Annotated in this window: 18 protein-coding genes; 8 read left to right on the top strand and 10 right to left on the bottom strand. The window is 45.3% G+C overall.

Features of this window, described 5'->3' with window-relative positions; genetic code table 11:
• Positions 1-546, top strand: coding sequence for a flavin reductase family protein (locus C7475_RS15140; protein ID WP_110054232.1), 546 nt, complete (start codon positions 1-3; stop codon positions 544-546).
• Positions 547-571: 25 nt separating this feature from the next.
• On the top strand, positions 572-1,444 hold the full coding sequence (locus tag C7475_RS15135; RefSeq protein WP_110054231.1) for an alpha/beta fold hydrolase: 873 nt from the start codon (positions 572-574) through the stop codon (positions 1,442-1,444).
• Here the strand turns inward: C7475_RS15135 and C7475_RS15130 are convergent.
• From C7475_RS15130 to C7475_RS15120, 3 genes are all read right to left on the bottom strand, one after another.
• Complete coding sequence (locus C7475_RS15130) at positions 1,430-2,002, bottom strand: hypothetical protein (protein ID WP_199236239.1); 573 nt, start codon at positions 2,000-2,002, stop codon at positions 1,430-1,432. The two genes, C7475_RS15135 and C7475_RS15130, sit on opposite strands and share 15 nt — an antisense overlap.
• A gap of 184 nt (positions 2,003-2,186) precedes the next feature.
• Positions 2,187-2,858 (bottom strand): YceI family protein, encoded by a 672-nt coding sequence (locus C7475_RS15125; RefSeq protein WP_110054230.1) that lies wholly within the window; start codon positions 2,856-2,858, stop codon positions 2,187-2,189.
• Between the two features lie 108 nt (positions 2,859-2,966).
• Complete coding sequence (locus tag C7475_RS15120) at positions 2,967-3,707, bottom strand: hypothetical protein (protein ID WP_110054229.1); 741 nt, start codon at positions 3,705-3,707, stop codon at positions 2,967-2,969.
• A gap of 539 nt (positions 3,708-4,246) precedes the next feature.
• Between C7475_RS15120 and C7475_RS15115 the strand changes: the two genes are divergently transcribed.
• Positions 4,247-5,458: an epoxide hydrolase family protein gene (locus C7475_RS15115; protein WP_110054228.1), complete on the top strand. Its 1,212-nt coding sequence runs from the start codon at positions 4,247-4,249 to the stop codon at positions 5,456-5,458.
• Between the two features lie 112 nt (positions 5,459-5,570).
• On the opposite strand, the gene msrA is transcribed toward C7475_RS15115, so the two are convergent.
• The 3 genes from msrA to C7475_RS15100 form a co-directional block, all read right to left on the bottom strand.
• Complete coding sequence (msrA, locus tag C7475_RS15110) at positions 5,571-6,077, bottom strand: peptide-methionine (S)-S-oxide reductase MsrA (RefSeq protein WP_110054626.1); 507 nt, start codon at positions 6,075-6,077, stop codon at positions 5,571-5,573.
• A 146-nt stretch (positions 6,078-6,223) separates the two neighbouring features.
• Positions 6,224-7,147, bottom strand: coding sequence for an NmrA family NAD(P)-binding protein (locus tag C7475_RS15105; RefSeq protein WP_110054227.1), 924 nt, complete (start codon positions 7,145-7,147; stop codon positions 6,224-6,226).
• 49 nt (positions 7,148-7,196) lie between these two features.
• The gene (locus tag C7475_RS15100; protein WP_110054226.1) at positions 7,197-7,394 is read right to left on the bottom strand and encodes a hypothetical protein; all 198 of its coding nucleotides are present in this window, start codon (positions 7,392-7,394) and stop codon (positions 7,197-7,199) included.
• A gap of 422 nt (positions 7,395-7,816) precedes the next feature.
• On the opposite strand from C7475_RS15100, the gene C7475_RS15095 reads away from it, so the two are divergent.
• Positions 7,817-9,820: a GxGYxYP domain-containing protein gene (locus C7475_RS15095; protein ID WP_110054225.1), complete on the top strand. Its 2,004-nt coding sequence runs from the start codon at positions 7,817-7,819 to the stop codon at positions 9,818-9,820.
• Between the two features lie 72 nt (positions 9,821-9,892).
• On the opposite strand, the gene C7475_RS15090 is transcribed toward C7475_RS15095, so the two are convergent.
• Complete coding sequence (locus C7475_RS15090) at positions 9,893-11,191, bottom strand: hypothetical protein (protein ID WP_110054224.1); 1,299 nt, start codon at positions 11,189-11,191, stop codon at positions 9,893-9,895.
• 134 nt (positions 11,192-11,325) lie between these two features.
• Between C7475_RS15090 and C7475_RS15085 the strand changes: the two genes are divergently transcribed.
• Entirely contained in the window at positions 11,326-11,742 is a 417-nt protein-coding gene (locus C7475_RS15085; RefSeq protein ID WP_110054223.1) for an outer membrane beta-barrel protein, read from the top strand.
• Here the strand turns inward: C7475_RS15085 and C7475_RS15080 are convergent.
• Positions 11,739-12,329 carry a Crp/Fnr family transcriptional regulator gene (locus C7475_RS15080; protein WP_110054222.1) on the bottom strand — a complete coding sequence of 197 codons (591 nt, stop codon included), beginning with the start codon at positions 12,327-12,329 and terminating at the stop codon, positions 11,739-11,741. The two genes, C7475_RS15085 and C7475_RS15080, sit on opposite strands and share 4 nt — an antisense overlap.
• Positions 12,330-12,499: 170 nt before the next feature.
• Between C7475_RS15080 and C7475_RS15075 the strand changes: the two genes are divergently transcribed.
• Complete coding sequence (locus C7475_RS15075) at positions 12,500-13,396, top strand: SDR family oxidoreductase (RefSeq protein ID WP_110054221.1); 897 nt, start codon at positions 12,500-12,502, stop codon at positions 13,394-13,396.
• Positions 13,397-13,769: 373 nt separating this feature from the next.
• The gene (locus C7475_RS15070) at positions 13,770-15,923 is read left to right on the top strand and encodes a GH92 family glycosyl hydrolase (RefSeq protein WP_110054220.1); all 2,154 of its coding nucleotides are present in this window, start codon (positions 13,770-13,772) and stop codon (positions 15,921-15,923) included.
• A gap of 59 nt (positions 15,924-15,982) precedes the next feature.
• Here the strand turns inward: C7475_RS15070 and C7475_RS15065 are convergent, their stop codons facing one another.
• On the bottom strand, positions 15,983-16,543 hold the full coding sequence (locus tag C7475_RS15065; RefSeq protein WP_110054219.1) for a hypothetical protein: 561 nt from the start codon (positions 16,541-16,543) through the stop codon (positions 15,983-15,985).
• A gap of 195 nt (positions 16,544-16,738) precedes the next feature.
• Between C7475_RS15065 and C7475_RS15060 the strand changes: the two genes are divergently transcribed.
• A complete protein-coding gene (locus C7475_RS15060; protein WP_110054625.1) occupies positions 16,739-17,569 on the top strand; it encodes an alpha/beta fold hydrolase in 831 nt (276 codons plus the stop codon).
• An 11-nt stretch (positions 17,570-17,580) separates the two neighbouring features.
• Here the strand turns inward: C7475_RS15060 and C7475_RS15055 are convergent, their stop codons facing one another.
• The gene (locus C7475_RS15055) at positions 17,581-18,387 is read right to left on the bottom strand and encodes an AraC family transcriptional regulator (RefSeq protein ID WP_110054218.1); all 807 of its coding nucleotides are present in this window, start codon (positions 18,385-18,387) and stop codon (positions 17,581-17,583) included.
• Positions 18,388-18,396 lie beyond the last annotated feature (9 nt).

The raw sequence follows: 18,396 nt of genomic DNA, 5'->3' as shown, positions 1-18,396 counted from the left end.
ATGGACCATTCAAACTCTTCCCAGGAAAAGACATCCACTACGATGGACGTACCGGCTGCCGAGTTCCGCAAGGCATTGCGGGAACTTACCGGAGCTGTATCAGTAATAACAGTTGGCAATGCCGAAGACCGTACCGGATTTGTGGCTACTTCAGTATCATCATTTTCAACAGATCCTCCAAGCCTGATCCTGTGTATCAACAAAACCTCATCCTCCCGGGAAACCTTGTTAAAATCAGGCCGCTTTGGTGTCAATTTTATGAAAGACCAGCATGCAGATATTGCCGATCGTTTTATCGGTATTGGCGGCATCAAAGGGAATGACCGCTATACCGGTGCGGAGTGGATAACACTTCCCTCCGGTACCCAGGTATTGAAGGAAGCACTTGCGTCTATTGAATGTATTGTTGAGGAAACACTCGATCGCCATGACCATACCATTGTGATCGGCAAAGTAGAAAGCATCCGTATGTGTAACAACGGTAAACCGCTGTTATGGTTCCAGTCAACCTATTACCATATCGGAGCACAGTTAAATAAGCTCTGATTATCATTCAAATCAATTTTATAAAATGAAACGCCCGGTAACACATTATCACAAAGTAAAAGTAGATGACCTGAATGTATTTTACCGCGAAGCAGGTCCGGATGATGGTCCGGTAGTGGTGCTGCTTCACGGCTACCCCACATCATCTCATATGTACAGGGACCTGATCCCGATGTTAGCGGATAAATATCATGTCATTGCCCCTGACCTGATCGGGTTCGGCTATTCTGATGCACCGCATTATAAAGCGTTCAGTTACACTTTTGATAACTTAACAAAGTATGTGCAGGGATTACTTGACCTGTTGAAAGTGGACAGGTTTGCCATACAGGTATTTGACTATGGTGCGCCTGTAGGTTACCGGCTTGCACTCGCCAATCCGGAAAAGATCACTGCCATTATTTCCCAGAATGGCAATGCCTATAAAGAAGGTTTGAGCAACGGATGGAGCTTGCTCGAAAAATACTGGAATGAACCGACAGCAGAAAACCGGAATAGTCTCAGGGTAACATCAACCGCCGATTCTATTCAATGGCAATATTTCACCGGCGCGCCCGACAAAAGTCTTATCGCACCGGAATCATACACCTTGGACCAGTTCTTTATGGACCGGTCTGAAAATGAGGAAATCCAACTTGATCTTTTCAAAGACTACGCTACCAATGTAGCCCTTTATCCGGCGTTCCACGAATACTTCAGGAAGTATCAGCCGCCATTTCTGGCCACCTGGGGAGAAAAGGACCCATACTTTATTCCGGCTGGCGCTGAAGCGTTTAAGAAAGACCTTCCTAACGCCATTGTCAGGTTTTACGACACAGGACACTTTGCGTTGGAAACTCATTTAAACGTGATCGGCGAAGAGATCCGGAATTTCCTTGACGGACTATCCCTTCGATAACTGGTAGTTTTGCTTTAGTCTTTTCGCACTGTCAAAATAGAGACATGCCGTTAATGCGATCAACGTAATGGCTGTAAACAGGGGAATAAAATACATCTGGCTATTATCCAATATCAGACCTAGCAGTAACGCTCCCAACGCAATGACACCGGCAAATATCGCATACCACCGGGTGTTATAAAACCAGGCGAATGGGAAAAAGTGCGCCCCTGTAATGATAGCATACACCATGATAAAATACTCCGGCATTTTTATCATCGTAAAGATTAAAAACGGGAAATAGAATAACTGTGCAACATTTAGCCAAATGGCCAAAGATTGTAAAGGATTGTCGTTTTTCCAGGGCGTCTTAAACAACTTGGACAGTAAAAAGGCCATTGGCAGTAAAGGGGCTCCTGCGAAAAATACCAGGATAGATCGGTCATATGCGCTGAACCGGAGTGTCCATACATAAGCCATTATGAGCCATAATAGACTTCCGGATAAGGTAAATGCAATACCATTTTTAGATTTCACAGATAGGTCTTCTCTTAATTCGTTTAGTTTTTCCGAGGTCATTATCAGGGTTTTAGTTGTAGGTGATACCCTAAAATAAGTAAGTTATCACTCCCTCCCAGCAACAATCTATGAGTAGTAAGTACTTTACTGAGTACTTTTATACGCTTTTAACGAAAGCAGCCAGGCATATTGAATGCCTGGCTGCTCATTTCTTATCTGATACCTTTAAACGGTCAAAGAAACCTTATTTCTTTACCGCCTTCAGACTGAAGCCGATCTCAACATCTTTGCTGATCGCCCAGTTTTCAGGGCTGCCTTCTGTTTTATAGCTGATGCCCCATGCGCTTCTGTCAATTACGAATTTAGCATTGGCGGTAACTTCACCTTCGTTAACAGATACCTGTGCAGGGAAAGTGATGTTCAGGGTACTATCTTTCAGGGTCAGATTACCGCTGATAAGATTAGTTGCACCAGGCAGCAGGCTCTTTTCTTTTGTACTGTCATATGGCGTTACGCTGGTGATAACGAACTTCGCTGTCGGATGTTTCTCAACATCAAAGAAATCCGGGCTTTTCAAGTGCCCTGTTAAGTCAGAAGCTTTCTTATCCGGTTCTGTTACAGATGCTGTATCTGTCAACAGGGTATGCAGGTTTACATCAAAACTGCCACCGGTAATTGCTCCGTTTTCTACATTCAGGCTACCATCGGATACTTTAATGGTTCCAAAGCGAGGGGCGAATCCGCCTTTGTGTGTTGCACGCCATTGAACAGATGTAGTTGTTGTGTCGATGGCATACGCTGCACCGGTAGCTGCCGCAGCTTCTTGTTTTTCGTCTGTTTTTGCTTTGTCAGAATTGGCGCCACCACATGCTGCTAAAGTGAGCAGCAGGATAAAAGCGGGTACTGTTTGCTTCATAGTTTACGTTTTAATTAAACATTCCTGATATATAAAGTTATCTAATTTAACTATTTGTATTTAACTAACAATGTGTCCGGTAAAAATTTATCAGAGACTTAAGAGGAACTACGCCGACCCATTTACCGATAGTTGACCGATAGCCTTCGTATTCAGGTTTACCTCTACCTGCCAATAAGCGCTGCCTCCATCTTCCACTAAAACCAGATGACGCCGGAGCTGTGAAATTGTGTTTCCGCGCCGGAGTAAGAGGCTGATATATACAACGACTTCTCCCTTTGCATTGCGGTAGCCTATATATTGACGGTAATAGTCTGGAAATTCATATCTTATGTGCCATGCCTTCAGGCCCCCCGCCGCGTCAACCCTCGTATGCAATATCTGTTCTGCAAGCGCTACTTCCCCGCAGGTGAGATCAACATCTATAGCACTATCACCGCCGATAAAATCGGGTCTTCCTCTTTTCAATACAAACCCTTCATATCCTTCCCCTTTGCAGGGAAACGAAGGGCCTCTCTCCTTTGTGTGGTTATACAGCCACATAATATCCTGTGCCTTTTCCGTTAACTCCCGTATGAGCTGTTTATCGTTTGCTACTTTAAGCGGCAGCTTCAATTGTCCCCCAACATCCGGCTTATGTTCTATATGATAACCATCCAATACAACAAGCAGATTTTTATAGAAATCATCAGGAACCTTTGCCACTACCAGTTCTTTTTTATCATTCAGCGCAAGCGGCTCAAATGATACAAAGGTAAAAGACAGGTATACCCACCAGGAAGCACCCACAATACAAAGGGTAATTAATAGCGTTATAAATGCAATTTTTAAGTTCCGTTTGCCTGCCATAGGTACATGTATTCATCTCAATAATAGAAAAAATAATAAACTTATCATTACTTAACATATAAGTTTTAATCCTGTGATTATTTAATCTATTCATCATTTATTTTAATAAGCACAAACTAAACTTTTATTCAATCATCTTGTTTATTAATCACCGATATGCCAACAGCTTCGCGTTCCCACCAGCGCTAAACAGTGGCAGTATTTCTACACGACAGCATCATTGAGAAGCCAGAGCGTAACATACTTAAGCCGCGAACTTCTTTAATGATCAGGCATTAGCTTAGCCGGTTACTTTACCACATTCTCACAATAGCTTCAAAACGGGAAAGTGTCTCTTTCCAATCTTATCCACTATAATAAATTACTAGCAGGCGGGCATTTTGCTGCATGGGAACAACTTAGGATATTTTCAGAATAGCTCCGTGCAGCTTTTTGCCCACTGCGTTCGAACAGCTAAACTATATACTATCCTTCGCTTGTTTAATGTAACAAACAGACTGGTGCAGATAATCATTTCTAAACCATCTAAAATTTGATTTATGGAAAATGTTCTTGACGTTTTAAGTGAAGTTACATCCGTTGAAGCGATCCGGCCATTCAAGGTAAATATTCCACAAGCTGACCTGGACGATTTACATCGTCGTATTTTAGCTACCAGGTTGCCGGAAAAAGAAACAGTGGCTGACATTTCCCAGGGTGTACCTCTCGCCACTGTTCAGGCACTGACAGACTACTGGGCAAATAGCTACGATTGGCGTAAAGCGGAAGCAAGACTTAACTCTTTTCCTAATTTCATCACAACGATCGACGGGCTTGACATACATTTCATCCACGTGCGTTCCCAGCATGAAAACGCCATGCCGGTCATCATCACCCACGGATGGCCAGGTTCAATCATCGAACAACTGAAGATCATCGATCCGCTTGTTAATCCAACCGCTCATGGAGGAACACCTGATGATGCCTTCGATGTTGTAATACCTTCTATGCCAGGCTATGGGTTCTCAGGAAAACCAACCACTACCGGCTGGGGACCAGCACGCATTGCCGCTGCCTGGGTAACACTTATGAAACGTCTCGGATACACAAAATTTGTAGCACAGGGCGGCGACTGGGGCGCCATTGTTACCGATCAGATAGGAGTATTAGCTCCGCCGGAACTGATGGGTATTCACACTAATATGCCTGGCGCAGTACCTCCTGAAGTCGACAAAGCAGCTTTTAGCGGCGCTCCTGCTCCTGCCGGTCTCTCCGATGAAGAAAAACGGGCGTATGAACAACTTGAATTTGTATACAGGCACGTTTTCTATGCCTTTTATATGGGGTCACGACCGCAAACATTAGTAGGCTTGTCAGATTCACCTGTTGGTCTGGCCACTTTTATGATCGACCATGACGCACGTAGCCTCGAGCTTATCATGCGCTCCTTTGACGGAAAGACAGAAGGCCTGACCAGAGATGATGTTCTCGATAACGTCACCCTCTTCTGGCTCACTAATACCGGCGTTTCCGCCTCCCGTCTGTATTGGGAAAACAAACTGGCTTACTTCAGTCCTAAAGGCATCACTGTGCCTGTTGCAGTAAGCGCTTTTCCTGACGAGCTCTATCAGTGCCCCCGTAGCTGGGCGGAAAAGGCGTATCCCAATCTCATATTCTACAACAATCCGAAAGCCGGCGGACACTTCGCCGCATGGGAACAGCCTAAATACCTCTCCGACGATATGCGCACTGCTTTCAGGCCCCTTCGCTGATCTAAGTAAGGCACATTCATCCTGAAAATAGAAATGGGTATAATAAGTATACTGATACTTAATTATACCCATCTATGTTTAAACTGGTTTGTATGTCTGTCTTACAGCCGTATTATTTCTTTTCAGCTGTGTCAAGTTGCCACTCTGGACGAATGAAGTGACAGGTATATCCATGTGGATGTTTCTGAAGATAATCCTGGTGTTCTTCCTCTGCGTCCCAGAAATCTGATACCGGCACTACCTCAGTAACGATAGGATTCGGCCAGATGTTGGCTGCAGATAATTCTTTGATCAGTTCAAGCGCTGTGTTTTTCTGCTCATCATCTGAATAGAAAATAGCCGAACGATAGGAAGTACCGATGTCGTTACCCTGCCTGTTACGAGTGGTAGGGTTGTGTATCTGGAAGAAGAACTCAAGCAGCTTGCGGTAAGAAAGCACATTTGGGTCAAATTCCACCTTTATTCCCTCGGCATGGGTACCATGGTTACGATATGTAGCATTACGAACATCGCCGCCTGTATAACCAACCCTGGTCTCAGTCACACCCGGAAGGGCACGGATCAGTTCTTCGACTCCCCAGAAGCAACCACCAGCAAGTATTGCAGTTTGTGTTGACATATGATTTTTGTTTTTATCGTTAGTTAAAGTGTCATGTTTTATGCCAAAAGCAAATGACAGCCATTTTAGCAAATCAGCGTTGCCGCTGATAATTATGCTGCCATGATGGCAAGTTTCTTTCCCGATAACCGCCTTTTTCGCAGTACCTATTTGGCCGCAAAGTCAGCGATATGTGATTTTATGAAATCAAAAACTGTCATAGGCTTCTTACCGGTCAGTTGGAAGAAATCGTCCGTCATACGGTCATAACGTCCTTCTCCGTGCAACTTAGCCATTGCTGCAAGGTGATTGACCAGGTGCACCGGTACGCCAAACTCAAGTAACTTCTCCGACCAGGCCGATACCGGTACGTCGCGGTAACTGATGCTTCTGCCCAACGCTTTAGAAAAGATGCCTGCATAATAGTTCAGATCAGCCGATTCATACCCGGTCAGGTTATACACCTTACCGATGTGCGGGGCAGGATTATCAAGAATAACAGCAACCGCCTGCGCTACATCAATAGAAGATATAGGCGAAGTTTTGCTGCTTCCCAGTGGTAATACCAGCTCATTGTTCCCCCTTATACCGGCAGCTGCAAGACGCAGGAAGAAGCTTTCCAGGAACACGGTCGGACGCATGGTAATAACCGGTAAACCCGACCATGCAAGCGCCTGTTCTGCCAGCCAATGTAATTTATGCTGCGGGCTATCCGTAGTCTCGGTGATGCTCATTTGTGTTACGGTCATCTGCGACATATTAACAAAGGCCTCAACACCATGATGACGTGCTACTGCCGCGATGTTAACCGTCGCCTCCAGGTAGGCTGCCGAAAGTGACATTCCGAAGTAGATGCGTTTAACACCTTCTATGGCCTTATGCATAGATGCAAGGTCCGTCAAATCCCCGATCACCACTTCCGCTCCCAGCCTGCGCAGGTCTTCCGCACGTTCATCTTCACGTCTTACCAGGGCGCGTACCTTATGTCCCTTTTCCAGTAACATACTGGTAACGTGACGGCCGATCGCTCCGATATCCCCGGCTGCACCTGTTACTAAGATCGGACTGTTATGTGTTGATTTCGTTGTCATATATTCAGATTTACGTAGATTAAAAATTTATCCTTCTAAAAAAACACCTTTACATTCTGATCGATATACGTTGCCGCAAATTGGCCAATGCTGAATCCGGGAGCTGTGTATTGACCGTACGGATCGATTCCACAGCGCCCTTTCTTACAGGCAACCTGTCCTGCGCAATGGTCCTTATGCCATGTACAGCGAAAGCTCCTGCGATGATCACATTTGCAAGCACTCTTCTGTCTATTTTAATATTCATTTTTTTCGATTTGTTGGTTCAATGGTGTAAAGTTATTCCAGTCTGCTACCGAACCCCAAGTACAAACTCCCCGAACCGGACAAGATCACTCCTCAATGAGTCAATTCAAACCGTAAAAATGCCGGGCACCAGGAACAATAAACCACTCCGCCCGCTCTGGAATCTCAACACTTATTCTATATCATCTGTTTATCAGCGTCATAAATAAGCTGGAACCGGTTCCGCTTCTCAATATCAGCCAGTGGCATATTTCTCCTTGGCTGATCACTTTTTTTTGTATATTTAGATATCAACTTATGTTAAACAGAACGCTATCCGATTGAAACACATATTGCTCCCTTTTGCATTATGCTTTCGTAAACCTCTCCGACACGATTTTTTTGGTATTCTATTATTTAACTCACTGTAAAAAGTGTTAACCTATGATCAGACCTATCAACTTGCCTGTTCGTCCAGTAACGGCACTCATGTTGTTGTTCCAATTCTGCGTTATGTCTGCGATGGCCCAGATATCATGGCCGGCAGGACAGCTTCTGCCCTCTTTTCCTGCAACGGCTCAAACGCAGGACCTGTTTATTCTACGTGAAGGATCTTCTTTCCGTTGGGAAGCCGAAGGATCGTCTCTAAGTCACAAGACCGGGAGATTAGAGACAGACGGCTGGCTTTGTCAAACCGGCATTGACGCCGCAGATGAGCATATGATCTATGGCCCTTATGACCGGAGTGTTCCCGCAGGGCCTAATGTAGCCGAATTCAGAATGAAGGTCGACAACAACACTGCCAACAATGATCCTGTTGTTGATGTCGATGTCAGAAACGCTACAACCGGCGCGATGCTCGCTTCCATGACCATCACCCGCCGACAATTTTCCATTGCGGGCGATTATGTAAACTTTACATTGCCGTTCACAATGCCGGCAAACAATCAGCAGATCGAACTGCGTGTATATTGGAGAGGCACCTCCTATACTAAAGTTGATTGGGTCGGCGTACAACAAAACGGCGGTGCAGAAATGTATCTGTTTGCCTCCCTGAAAGGCATTGTTAACAGAACACAGCCACGCCTCTTTTCCTATGAAGGAGACGCCTTCGCGGAAGGGCAGTATACCTGGCTGCAATCCTTAGGATTAAACTGGTCTGAACCGGCAGACAAGTGGAACCTTATTACCAAATACCGTAGTGAAATATCTGGTCTGATTGTCTACGACCCAGCCCAGATACATACAGTAAACCTGGCTACCATGCTGGCAAAAGACCGGAAAGCACTTATTGCATCGCCATCACTGTTATCACGTCTTACTGCTCCACCATATAACCTGCCAATACTGCTCGACCTTCGCGGTCAGTATAGCAGCAAACTGCAGGTCTACCAGGCGCTGTACAATACCTATTGGCCAAGCCTCGACCATCGCCTGTTGATCGGCTTAAACCCTGATGTACATAAAGCCGCTTTGCGTGAATATGCTGTAGCATTGGGTGCTGCCGTCATCTGGCTGGACCCTAAAGTTTCCGGCGAAAGCGAATTACTGAACAGCTTCTTAAGCTCCATGCCTGCCGGTGCTAATTACATGGGCTGGTGGCCTGAAGAAGCGCCGGGAGTTGAGCGCGCTTCCACCTACGGCATTGCCACTGTTGCAAGTGACTGGTCTACCAATCTGACCGTTCACAGCGGTATGCCGAGAACGGTAAATATCAAACCGATGCCGGCAAAACCAGCTTTGCAGAACAAACTTTATGTAGCCTTTATTTTAAGTGATGGCGACAACTTACAGTACGTAGAACATCTGATGCGTAAGCTTTGGAACAATCCGGATCGTGGCTCCGTTCCTATTGGTTGGACACTTTCACCTGCTATGCTGGATGCAATGCCGGGAGCATTGAACTATTACCACCAGAGTTCCTCAAATAATGATAACTTGATCTCCGGTCCTTCTGGCTACGGTTATGCTTATCCGAACAACTGGCCGAACCAGACCAGCCTAAACCAGTTTGTTGCTAAGACGGAACAATATAACCGTCGTGCCGGCTTCCGGGTCATCACTATCTGGAATACCATTACCGGCGGCATCAATCAGAATGTCGGACAGTCATTCGCCGGTAATGCATCTACATTACTTGGTTTAACTGCCCAGAACACCGGTGGAGGTCTTAGCATCTATAACAACAGCCTTCCGGGAATGGCGCTATCCTGTAACTATTGTACGAATGAACAGGCAATGAAGGATCACATTGCATCTGCTGCTGCCGGATGGAATGGGACATCTCCCCGCTTTATCATTATACAGGCACAACCCTGGCAGGGCGTAACACCCACAAGCTTTAAAAACGTTGCGAACTCGCTTAATACAAACTATTCAGTAGTACGTCCGGACCATATATTCCAGCTTATCCGTGAAGCCAATGGCCTTCCGGTTAATCCACAATAAACGGACGTTTTATAAAATGCAAAAGCGGAGCAAGATACATGCTCCGCTTTTGCATTTTATAAAACGCTCGTACTAAAACCGGATGATATTAAGCAGCCCCCAATATGCAAACAATAACAGTAAGGCGCAATAAAATACAGTATTAAGAGTGAATACCCCCTTCGTGATCTTCATCCAGAAAGACTGCTTAATTATCTTTACATTCAAAATAGTTACCGGGATGATCAGCAATAACAATACGATAGGTATATAAGCGCTCACATTAAGCAAATACTTACCGCTTATACTGTAAGGTGCCTCATAATAGAAGATTGACTGATCGGAAAATAAGGTATACAAATAGCTTAACAACATCATATTGACCAGTACAAACAACACGATAGTATACCTGCGCTGTTTATTGATATCCTGCGGATAGTTCTTCCTGAAATAACACACCACCCAATACAAAACAGAACATACAAATACCAGCGCCAGAAAATAAAGGAACAACTGTAGAAAAACACTATTAAAGGGCGTGAGATAATGTAAGAATTGCAAGTATTCCTTGTTCTCCGGGAAAAGGCCCGGGATATTGAGAACATGATCGCCTTTTGCCAATTCCTCTCTAAGATCGAATTTCACCACTTGTGTGAAATCGTGGTAAAAGTACAGATAGATCAGTCCTTCGTTTGAATCATATATGATAGTGTATAATGTTCCGTCTCCGATCTTGTTCCTGCATTGATGCATTGTATCCATTACAGATGTACAAAAACTGAGACTGGTATCAGCTTTGTTCTCCAGGAACGCTCTGCCTTTCTGATAACGGGCAATCTTTACATCGTCCGGGTTCTTAATAGTCGACGGACAAAAATTAGAGATGACGTATTTACTGTCATTTCCGGTTATTAAAGTGTCAGCTTCCATTACAAGGTATTTCCCTGTATTATCAACAAACAGGAATATACCGTTATTAAAAATACTTCTATCAAACTGACTGGCTAAACGCTGTACATCCTCAACTGATCTACACCGTTGCATTAACTCTTTAATAAAGCTGGTTGGATTTTCGACCTGCTTCTTTCCCTGAACGGCTTTTAACTGCCTGGGATAGACCGTAAACCCATCAAAGATCAACCCGGCTTCGTTCATCCCACCCTGGGGGAACATATCAGTATGCCCGACATAAACGGCCCCATATTTTCCGGTAGCCCCTTTCTCAAACCAGATCTTTGAGTTAATCCGCCAGGCGTCTTCGTTATTTCCTGCCATCGTCTTTCCATGTAAGGTGATCTTAAACATGCTGCAGGAAATAGCGTGACCGGTTGCTAAATGCAGAATAAGGGCCGTTAAGGCAACAATCTTCAGGGAAGGGTGTAATTTTATCATTTCTTTAACTTACTTGCGAGATAACGTAAATGCAGGCTTATTTCTTATGTCTCTTACATTTTTCCTTTATCCACTCAAAAATCGGAAGAATTGACTGAGTACCTCCATTTTAAACATCCGGGACCAATACGGCCATGCTTATCCTGAACAGTATCTCTGATAAGGCGGCCGTAATGGGCAAGACCTTACCATACCTTTATGCCTATTCAAACAACCAGCTCAAGCTGCCGGAAAACATCACCTTTTCTCTCACCGGCTGGGCGTTGACAAAACGTAATGAGGGTGTATATGAAAGAAATGCGCTGATGCAGATAGATACGTCGCTCACAAAGGCATTTCCTAAATCGAGGATCAACTGTTCTTTAAGCTGGAACGATATTTTCAACACATTGAATGCCACAGAGGCATTCACCTTAAATAATATTAGCTCCAGAGGTTTCTATTTTGATAATGTAAGAGAGTTCTCTATCGCCGTGAGATATGCTTTCGGAGTAACGCGTGAATCTAAATTCAGAAATAAGAATGTTGATGGGAATCTGAACCGGCTCTAATTATCTTTTTGCTGCTTAAACCGGGCCTGCCTTACACGTGTGAGCGTTTCTCTTGACACACCAAGATAGGATGCGACCATGTGTAATGGCACGCGCCTGAAAATATCAGGAAAAGAGGTAATAAAGTCCTCGTACTTCTCTTCAGCGGTATAACTGATATTCATTAGTACCCGTTCCTGGCTGGCGTCATAACTACTTTCCTTTATCCTGTCGGAAAACGCCCTGATGGCAGGAATAGCTGCGATCAATTCATCAAAGTCCTCTTTGCTCCATAATAGCAGCTCGGAATCTTCAAGCGCATCAACATTGTACTTTGTAGGCGTTTGATTATTATAACTTTCATGATCTACGTTCCATGAATTCTCAGGAGAGAATCTCATGATGTATTCATTGCCGTCATCCTTTAAACGATAGGTCCTTAACAGGCCTTTCGAAATAAATATCTTATGCCGGCAAACTTCTCCTTCTTTCACAAGCAGTTGTCTTCTGCGTACTTTTCTTACCGTTGCCAACGAACACATATACCTTAGTTGTTCTTTCGTAAGATCAACCTTCGGCGTAATATAAGCTTCAAAACACTCAAACATAGATTTAACGCTAATACATTTAATAACGATACAAATTTAGGTCAAATGACCTCAAAAAGTTGCGTCAAATCTCCTTGTTTCCCGCCCCCTTTCGTAGGGAAATTTGCATCGTACTTGTTCCATTCAGAGAACAGATCATTTAACAGGATTCTAAATCAAAAAAACAGACTATGCGTGTTTTTCTTACCGGCGCTACAGGATTCGTTGGCTCGGCCATTGTTCAGGAATTGATCAACGCAGGACACCAGGTACTCGGACTGGCCCGTTCGGAAGCGTCAGCAGCCGCCCTTATTGCGGCAGGTGCGGAAGTACATCACGGCACCCTCACTGATGTTGACAGCCTGAAACTTGGAGCAGCAGCTTCAGATGGCGTCATTCACACCGCCTACATTCATGACTTCTCCAATATTGCAGCCTCCGGCGAAACGGACAGGCTTGCAGTACAGGCGCTCGCTACCGCTCTTGCAGGTTCCGGCCGTCCCCTGGTGATCACGTCAGGCATTGCTGCCCTTACACCCGGCCGGCTCACAACTGAATTAGACGCCCCCAATCCGCAATCGGCCGGAAAGCACCGTATCCCATCGGAAGAGGTGGCTATCGCGATGGCTTCTCAGGGAGTACGGACATCCGTTGTGCGCCTCCCTCCTTCTGTACATGACCACGGCGATCATGGTTTTGTGCCTGCGCTTATTGCCATAGCGGGCCAGAAAGGCGTTTCCGCTTACATAGGTGACGGGAGCAATCGCTGGCCTGCAGTACACCGTCTCGATGCAGCCAGGGTTTTCAGACTGGCGCTTGAGAAAGGCGAGGCCGGCTCCATTTTCCATGCCATCGGCGATGAAGGTGTTCCAACCCGTGATATCGCGGAAGTAATAGGCCGTCAGCTTAATCTCCCTGTAATTGCCAAATCAGCTGCAGAAGCAGCGGATCATTTCAGTTGGCTTGGGCATTTCTTTGGTACTGACTGTCCTGCCTCCGGTGCACTGACACAGGAAAGGCTGGAATGGCGCCCAGGCCATCCGGGGCTGATACAAGACCTCGAAGAAGGGAGTTATTTTAAAAATTAAGCCGGTTGAAAGGATCACCGGCAATTGAGGTCGGACCACCTTATTGTTAAATACATCCAGGATACAACGTTGTATGAACGTTGTATCCTGGATGTATCGGCATTCATCCGAAAACGGATTTTTAGCCAGTTTTAGGTACTAGCCCCTTCGTTCGCAAATAAGGTTCAACGGAACCTGAATATCCTGAAAAACGCTCTAAAATCATCTTCAACAGGCATTCCTATCTATTCTCCTTTTTTGACGATCTTACCCGTATCAGGAAAAGTTAATCAACTTTTTTATTGTCGTATGCTTTGAATCCGGCTTTTTGATCTCTATATTTAAGACCTATTAAGCATTTTTTACTCAGGTCTCAATATTAAACATTTCACAAATGAGGAACTCAGGCGGAAAACTCTTAGCCATAGGGATGGCCATGCTATTTACCACGATATCGGAAAAAGGTCAGGCACAGACAGGCTATACAAAGTACGTAAACACCTTCGTCGGTACGGCACCGCTTACGGATCCCAAGATCCTGGGATACCAGTTACCGGATGGATGGCGGTCATGGGCCGGTCTTACATTCCCGGGCAGCTCGCTCCCGAATGCAATGGTGCAGTTAAGCCCCATGACAGAATACGGGTCCGGCGCCGGATATGAATATGAGGATAATATTATCTATGGCTTTACACATACCAATAAAGGCCACTGGAACCTCTGCAATATCCCCATCCTGCCGCTTTCCGATCCGGGCGCCAAATTCGGCTCCAGATTCTCACACCAGAAAGAAAGCGCGTCACCAGGCTTTTACCAGGTATACCTGGACGACTACAACGTGAACGTTAGTCTGACATCCACTCTCAGATGCGGTTACCATAAGTACGAATATAAAAACAACACTGACAGGCAGATCCTATTCGACCTTGCCAAAGCCAACAACCGTATCTCCAACTGGACCATCGAACAGATTGGCAGCAACGTGTTAAAAGGCTACCAGCGGGCTGGCGGAAACATCTATTTCTATGCGATCCTGAACACAGATATCGAAAAACTGGAAAAGAAAGAGGAAGGCCAGCGTAGCGGTTATGCTATCGTTCATCTAAAAGATGGTTCTAAAGGCCCCGTTGAACTGAAGATAGGTCTGTCATTCGTAAGTACAGAAAACGCAAAACAAAACCTTGAAAAAGAAATAGGCAATAAGTCTTTCACCCAGGTACGTAATGAAGCTAACCAGAAATGGGAAACATTATTATCCACTGTACAGGTGAAAGGCGGCACGGAAAAACAACGCGGTATGTTCTATTCATGCCTCTACAGGTCTTTTCTGTGGCCTGCCCTCCGCAGTGATGTGAATGGAGAATTCACAGATGCAAAAGGTAATGTGGTGAAGTCGGATTTCAACTACTATACTGAACCTTCCCTGTGGGACACCTACCGGAACAAGGACGTGCTGCTGGGCTTAGTTTCACCACAGGTTACGCTCGATGTAGTGAAGTCAATGAAAGAAGTAGGCGACAAAACAGGGTTCATTCCTACCTTCTTCCATGGTGATCATGGCGCATCATCTATCGCAGGCGCTTATCTCAGGGGTATCGACAACTTTGATGTAAAAGGCACTTACCAGATACTATTAAGGAATGCCAACGTAGAAGGCGCCCGCCCACATCTGAAAGAGTACATCGAAAAAGGTTATATATCTGATCCGGATATTGAAAACCCGCACGTCGAAACAAAAGCAAACGCAGGCGTATCCAAGACGCTGGAATATTCCTACGATGATTATTCGCTTGCCCAGATGGCTAAAAAGCTCGGCGATACCGCTAACTACAGGATCCTGATGGCGCGTTCAAAGAACTACAGGAATATGTTTGATCCCGGTACAAGATTTATGAGAGGCAGACTGGCAAATGGCGAGTGGATCAAAAACTTCAATCCGCAATACCCTTACTACGAGTATATGTACAGAGAAGCAAATGCATGGCAGGTGTCTTTCTTTGCCCCTCATGACATGAAAGGCCTGATTGAACTGTATGGTGGCGATAAAGGATTTGAATCAAAACTGGACTCCCTCTTTACTGTGCCCTGGAACCCGCAATATATTGCCAGGAACGTAGAAACCATGATCGGCCAGTACTGCCACGGCAACCAGCCCGACCATGAAGCTCCTTTTGCTTATTACTTCATCGGCAAACCGGAGAAATCTCAGAAGATGATCGACACTATTCTGAATAGTTTATACGGTATCGGTAAAGAAGGCATTGCACTCTGCGGTATGGACGATGCAGGCGAAATGTCAGCATGGTATGTATTCAGCGCCTCCGGCCTCTATACCTACTCCGCTACCGATCCTGAGTACCTCGTTACTGTTCCGCTTTTCGATGAGGTAAAATGGAGAACAAGTACCGGCAAAACGCTGACACTGACCAAACACGGGAAAGGCAGAGCGCTCACCTCCATCAAAGTGAATGGAAAAGAGCAGAAAGGTTATTTCGTCCCGCACGACCTGTTCCGGAACGGCGGCAAGATCGAGATCACGACAAAATAAAAACGAAAGGGTGCACTCCGGTTGAAGTGCACCCTTTTATAATTTGCGTAAACAATTTATCAGGGACGGCCCTTAGGTTTACGGATCACTGTATTTGAAGTTGCATTAGGAATATAAACCCCATTCACTTTTCTGTCGATCTTCTCTGTATAAGCCTCGTCCGGCACAATACGTCCCTTTTTAAACTCATAGAATTTAGATGCAACATAATACATAGAATCAGCTGAAGGATATGCCTGCGTCAGCTCGCTTCCCCCAAACTCCAGTATCTCATCGTGATCAAAGTCTTTAATATCAGAGGCTACCGCCGTCATCAGTGAATCTGCCACCGAATTGTTAATACCGAATACATACAGTATGTTCTTCGCCGGACTTCTGTTCACTTCCAGGAATAGGAAAACATTACCACCATCTTCCACCAGGCGGTTACGTTTGCTTTTGTAAACAATATCGTCAGTAGCAAACTTGAAGGTCTTATTGCCATTCACAATGATAGTGCCTTTGTATACAGCGATCTTTTGCTGTTTGCTGCTGGTAAAATGAAGATTGTCCTCCACTTTCTGCGCGAAGGTGGGTAAGCTGATCAGCAGGAGAAGACAATGTCTGAGTCGAAGATGCATAGGAATATTTTTAAAATCAGGCACCTAACATAAGCATTTTTCCCGAATCCCGTTGATAACAAATCCTTAATTGATATTCTGGCACGGGTCCGGGGCGCCCTTAGTCCCCACTTTTGGGGAGTTCCTTTTGATCGTTTTTTCCCGAACTTTCCACCCGGCAAATAATCATAGAACAAGTAAACAATGATAAGCAGTATGAACATTCAAATCCGGTACCACACTATACTAACATCGCACGGCTCTATTGCAGTAGAAGAGAGTGGTAAAAAGACAGGTATACCTTTGCTCATGGTCCATGGCAACTCATTTTGCCGTGGTGTTTTCCGTCATCAGTTACAGGCGCCGTTCGCGCAGAACTATCGCCTCATTACATTCGATCTGCCAGGACATGGTGAATCCGGTAATGCGCTGGACCCTATGCGGACCTATACGCTTCCCGGCTTTGCGGATACAGCTATTGAATTGCTGGAAGAGATGGGTATTTCTGAAGCAGTAGTATTGGGCTGGTCATTAGGCGGACATATTGCCATTGAGATGATGTCCGCTTTCCCTGGCACGCTGGGCCTTATGATCACCGGTACGCCGCCAGTCAGCAATGGTAACATTCCACAGGGTTTCAAAGGCAACCAGCACACAGCCGTTGCAGGTAAGGAGATCATTACTGAAGCCGAAACAGATGCCTTTGTGGGTGCTATTTTTGGCGATTCGGCGCAACCATTCCTCCGGAATGCAGTGATGAGAGCAGACGGTCGTTTTCGTAAGCGTGTCTTCGAAGCGGCCCGTGAAGGAGCAGGTGTAGATCAGCGGTTAATTGTAGAAACCAGCCAGGTTCCTCTCGCCGTCGTTAACGGTGATGCCGATCCTGTTATCAATCTCGACTATATCGATACCATAGCCTACGCCAACTTATGGGAAAATCATTGTTATCGTCTCCCCGGATTAGGACACACTCCTTTCTGGCAGGCGCCTGACAAATTTAATCCTATCCTGGAACGTTTCCTGCAGGAAACAGGGGCAGGGAAATAGAAACACATCAATTAACTGGCCGGCTTCTTCTGCCGGTCAGTTAAACCCGTTGGCGTTACCCCGAATTTCTTCTTGAAAGCAAACGAGAAGTGCGACAGATCTTCAAACCCCAGCTCCACATAAATATCTGACGCACGACGCCCCTTTTTCTCAATCAGGAAATGAGCTTCCTCCAATCGTTTCTGCACCAGCCAGTGACTGGGAGTATCATTAAAGATCTTCTCAAAATCTTTCTTAAAAGTGGTCAGGCTTCTTCCCGTCAGATAGGCAAAACGCTGCAGGTTCACATTAAACTTGTAGTTCTTGTTCATGAAAGCCTCCAGGTCTATCTTTTCGGGAATGCCGAAATCGAACAGCACATTTGCAAGCTCGGGTTGCTGCTTCAGAATGATCATCAGCAACTCGGTACGTTTGATATCAATGAAGTCCTGCTCAATAGCCCCATGCCTGTTAATATAAGCCGGCAGGGAAGCTATAAAATTCTCGATCAGTACATTCTTATTCACCGGCATGATACCATCGGATATGATCGTCTTCTCAAGTGGCATCTTATATCCTTCACTGAACTTCTTCAGAAATTCCTGCTCGAAGAACACGATGATCTTTTCAAACTTTCCATCATCCGTCTGCTTGTTATATTTAGCCAGGTGATTCCTTCTGGCAATACCGCAATCCCCTGCCTTTATCTGGTACTCTTTGTTCCCGTCATACGCCACCATGGTCCCTTTTACGAGATAAAGAAAGAAATGCTCGGGAATGAACTGTTCCATAGAAATGGCAGGACTCACAGCACAGGAAGATATGATTGTTGCTCTCATTTGCGTAAT

Source organism: Chitinophaga sp. S165 (genome assembly GCF_003182155.1).
In the GTDB taxonomy this organism is placed as follows: domain Bacteria; phylum Bacteroidota; class Bacteroidia; order Chitinophagales; family Chitinophagaceae; genus Chitinophaga.
The sequence above is the reverse complement of the archived record's forward strand: the minus strand, read 5'-3'. Positions and strand labels throughout refer to the sequence as shown.

Coding starts and splice junctions, on each gene's coding strand:
- C7475_RS15140 (WP_110054232.1), top strand. CDS start 1: ATGGACCATTCAAACTCTTCCCAGGAAAAGACATCCACTACGATGGAC.
- C7475_RS15135 (WP_110054231.1), top strand. CDS start 572: ATGAAACGCCCGGTAACACATTATCACAAAGTAAAAGTAGATGACCTG.
- C7475_RS15130 (WP_199236239.1), bottom strand. CDS start 2,002: ATGACCTCGGAAAAACTAAACGAATTAAGAGAAGACCTATCTGTGAAA.
- C7475_RS15125 (WP_110054230.1), bottom strand. CDS start 2,858: ATGAAGCAAACAGTACCCGCTTTTATCCTGCTGCTCACTTTAGCAGCA.
- C7475_RS15120 (WP_110054229.1), bottom strand. CDS start 3,707: ATGGCAGGCAAACGGAACTTAAAAATTGCATTTATAACGCTATTAATT.
- C7475_RS15115 (WP_110054228.1), top strand. CDS start 4,247: ATGGAAAATGTTCTTGACGTTTTAAGTGAAGTTACATCCGTTGAAGCG.
- msrA (WP_110054626.1), bottom strand. CDS start 6,077: ATGTCAACACAAACTGCAATACTTGCTGGTGGTTGCTTCTGGGGAGTC.
- C7475_RS15105 (WP_110054227.1), bottom strand. CDS start 7,147: ATGACAACGAAATCAACACATAACAGTCCGATCTTAGTAACAGGTGCA.
- C7475_RS15100 (WP_110054226.1), bottom strand. CDS start 7,394: ATGAATATTAAAATAGACAGAAGAGTGCTTGCAAATGTGATCATCGCA.
- C7475_RS15095 (WP_110054225.1), top strand. CDS start 7,817: ATGATCAGACCTATCAACTTGCCTGTTCGTCCAGTAACGGCACTCATG.
- C7475_RS15090 (WP_110054224.1), bottom strand. CDS start 11,191: ATGATAAAATTACACCCTTCCCTGAAGATTGTTGCCTTAACGGCCCTT.
- C7475_RS15085 (WP_110054223.1), top strand. CDS start 11,326: ATGCTTATCCTGAACAGTATCTCTGATAAGGCGGCCGTAATGGGCAAG.
- C7475_RS15080 (WP_110054222.1), bottom strand. CDS start 12,329: ATGTTTGAGTGTTTTGAAGCTTATATTACGCCGAAGGTTGATCTTACG.
- C7475_RS15075 (WP_110054221.1), top strand. CDS start 12,500: ATGCGTGTTTTTCTTACCGGCGCTACAGGATTCGTTGGCTCGGCCATT.
- C7475_RS15070 (WP_110054220.1), top strand. CDS start 13,770: ATGAGGAACTCAGGCGGAAAACTCTTAGCCATAGGGATGGCCATGCTA.
- C7475_RS15065 (WP_110054219.1), bottom strand. CDS start 16,543: ATGCATCTTCGACTCAGACATTGTCTTCTCCTGCTGATCAGCTTACCC.
- C7475_RS15060 (WP_110054625.1), top strand. CDS start 16,739: ATGAACATTCAAATCCGGTACCACACTATACTAACATCGCACGGCTCT.
- C7475_RS15055 (WP_110054218.1), bottom strand. CDS start 18,387: ATGAGAGCAACAATCATATCTTCCTGTGCTGTGAGTCCTGCCATTTCT.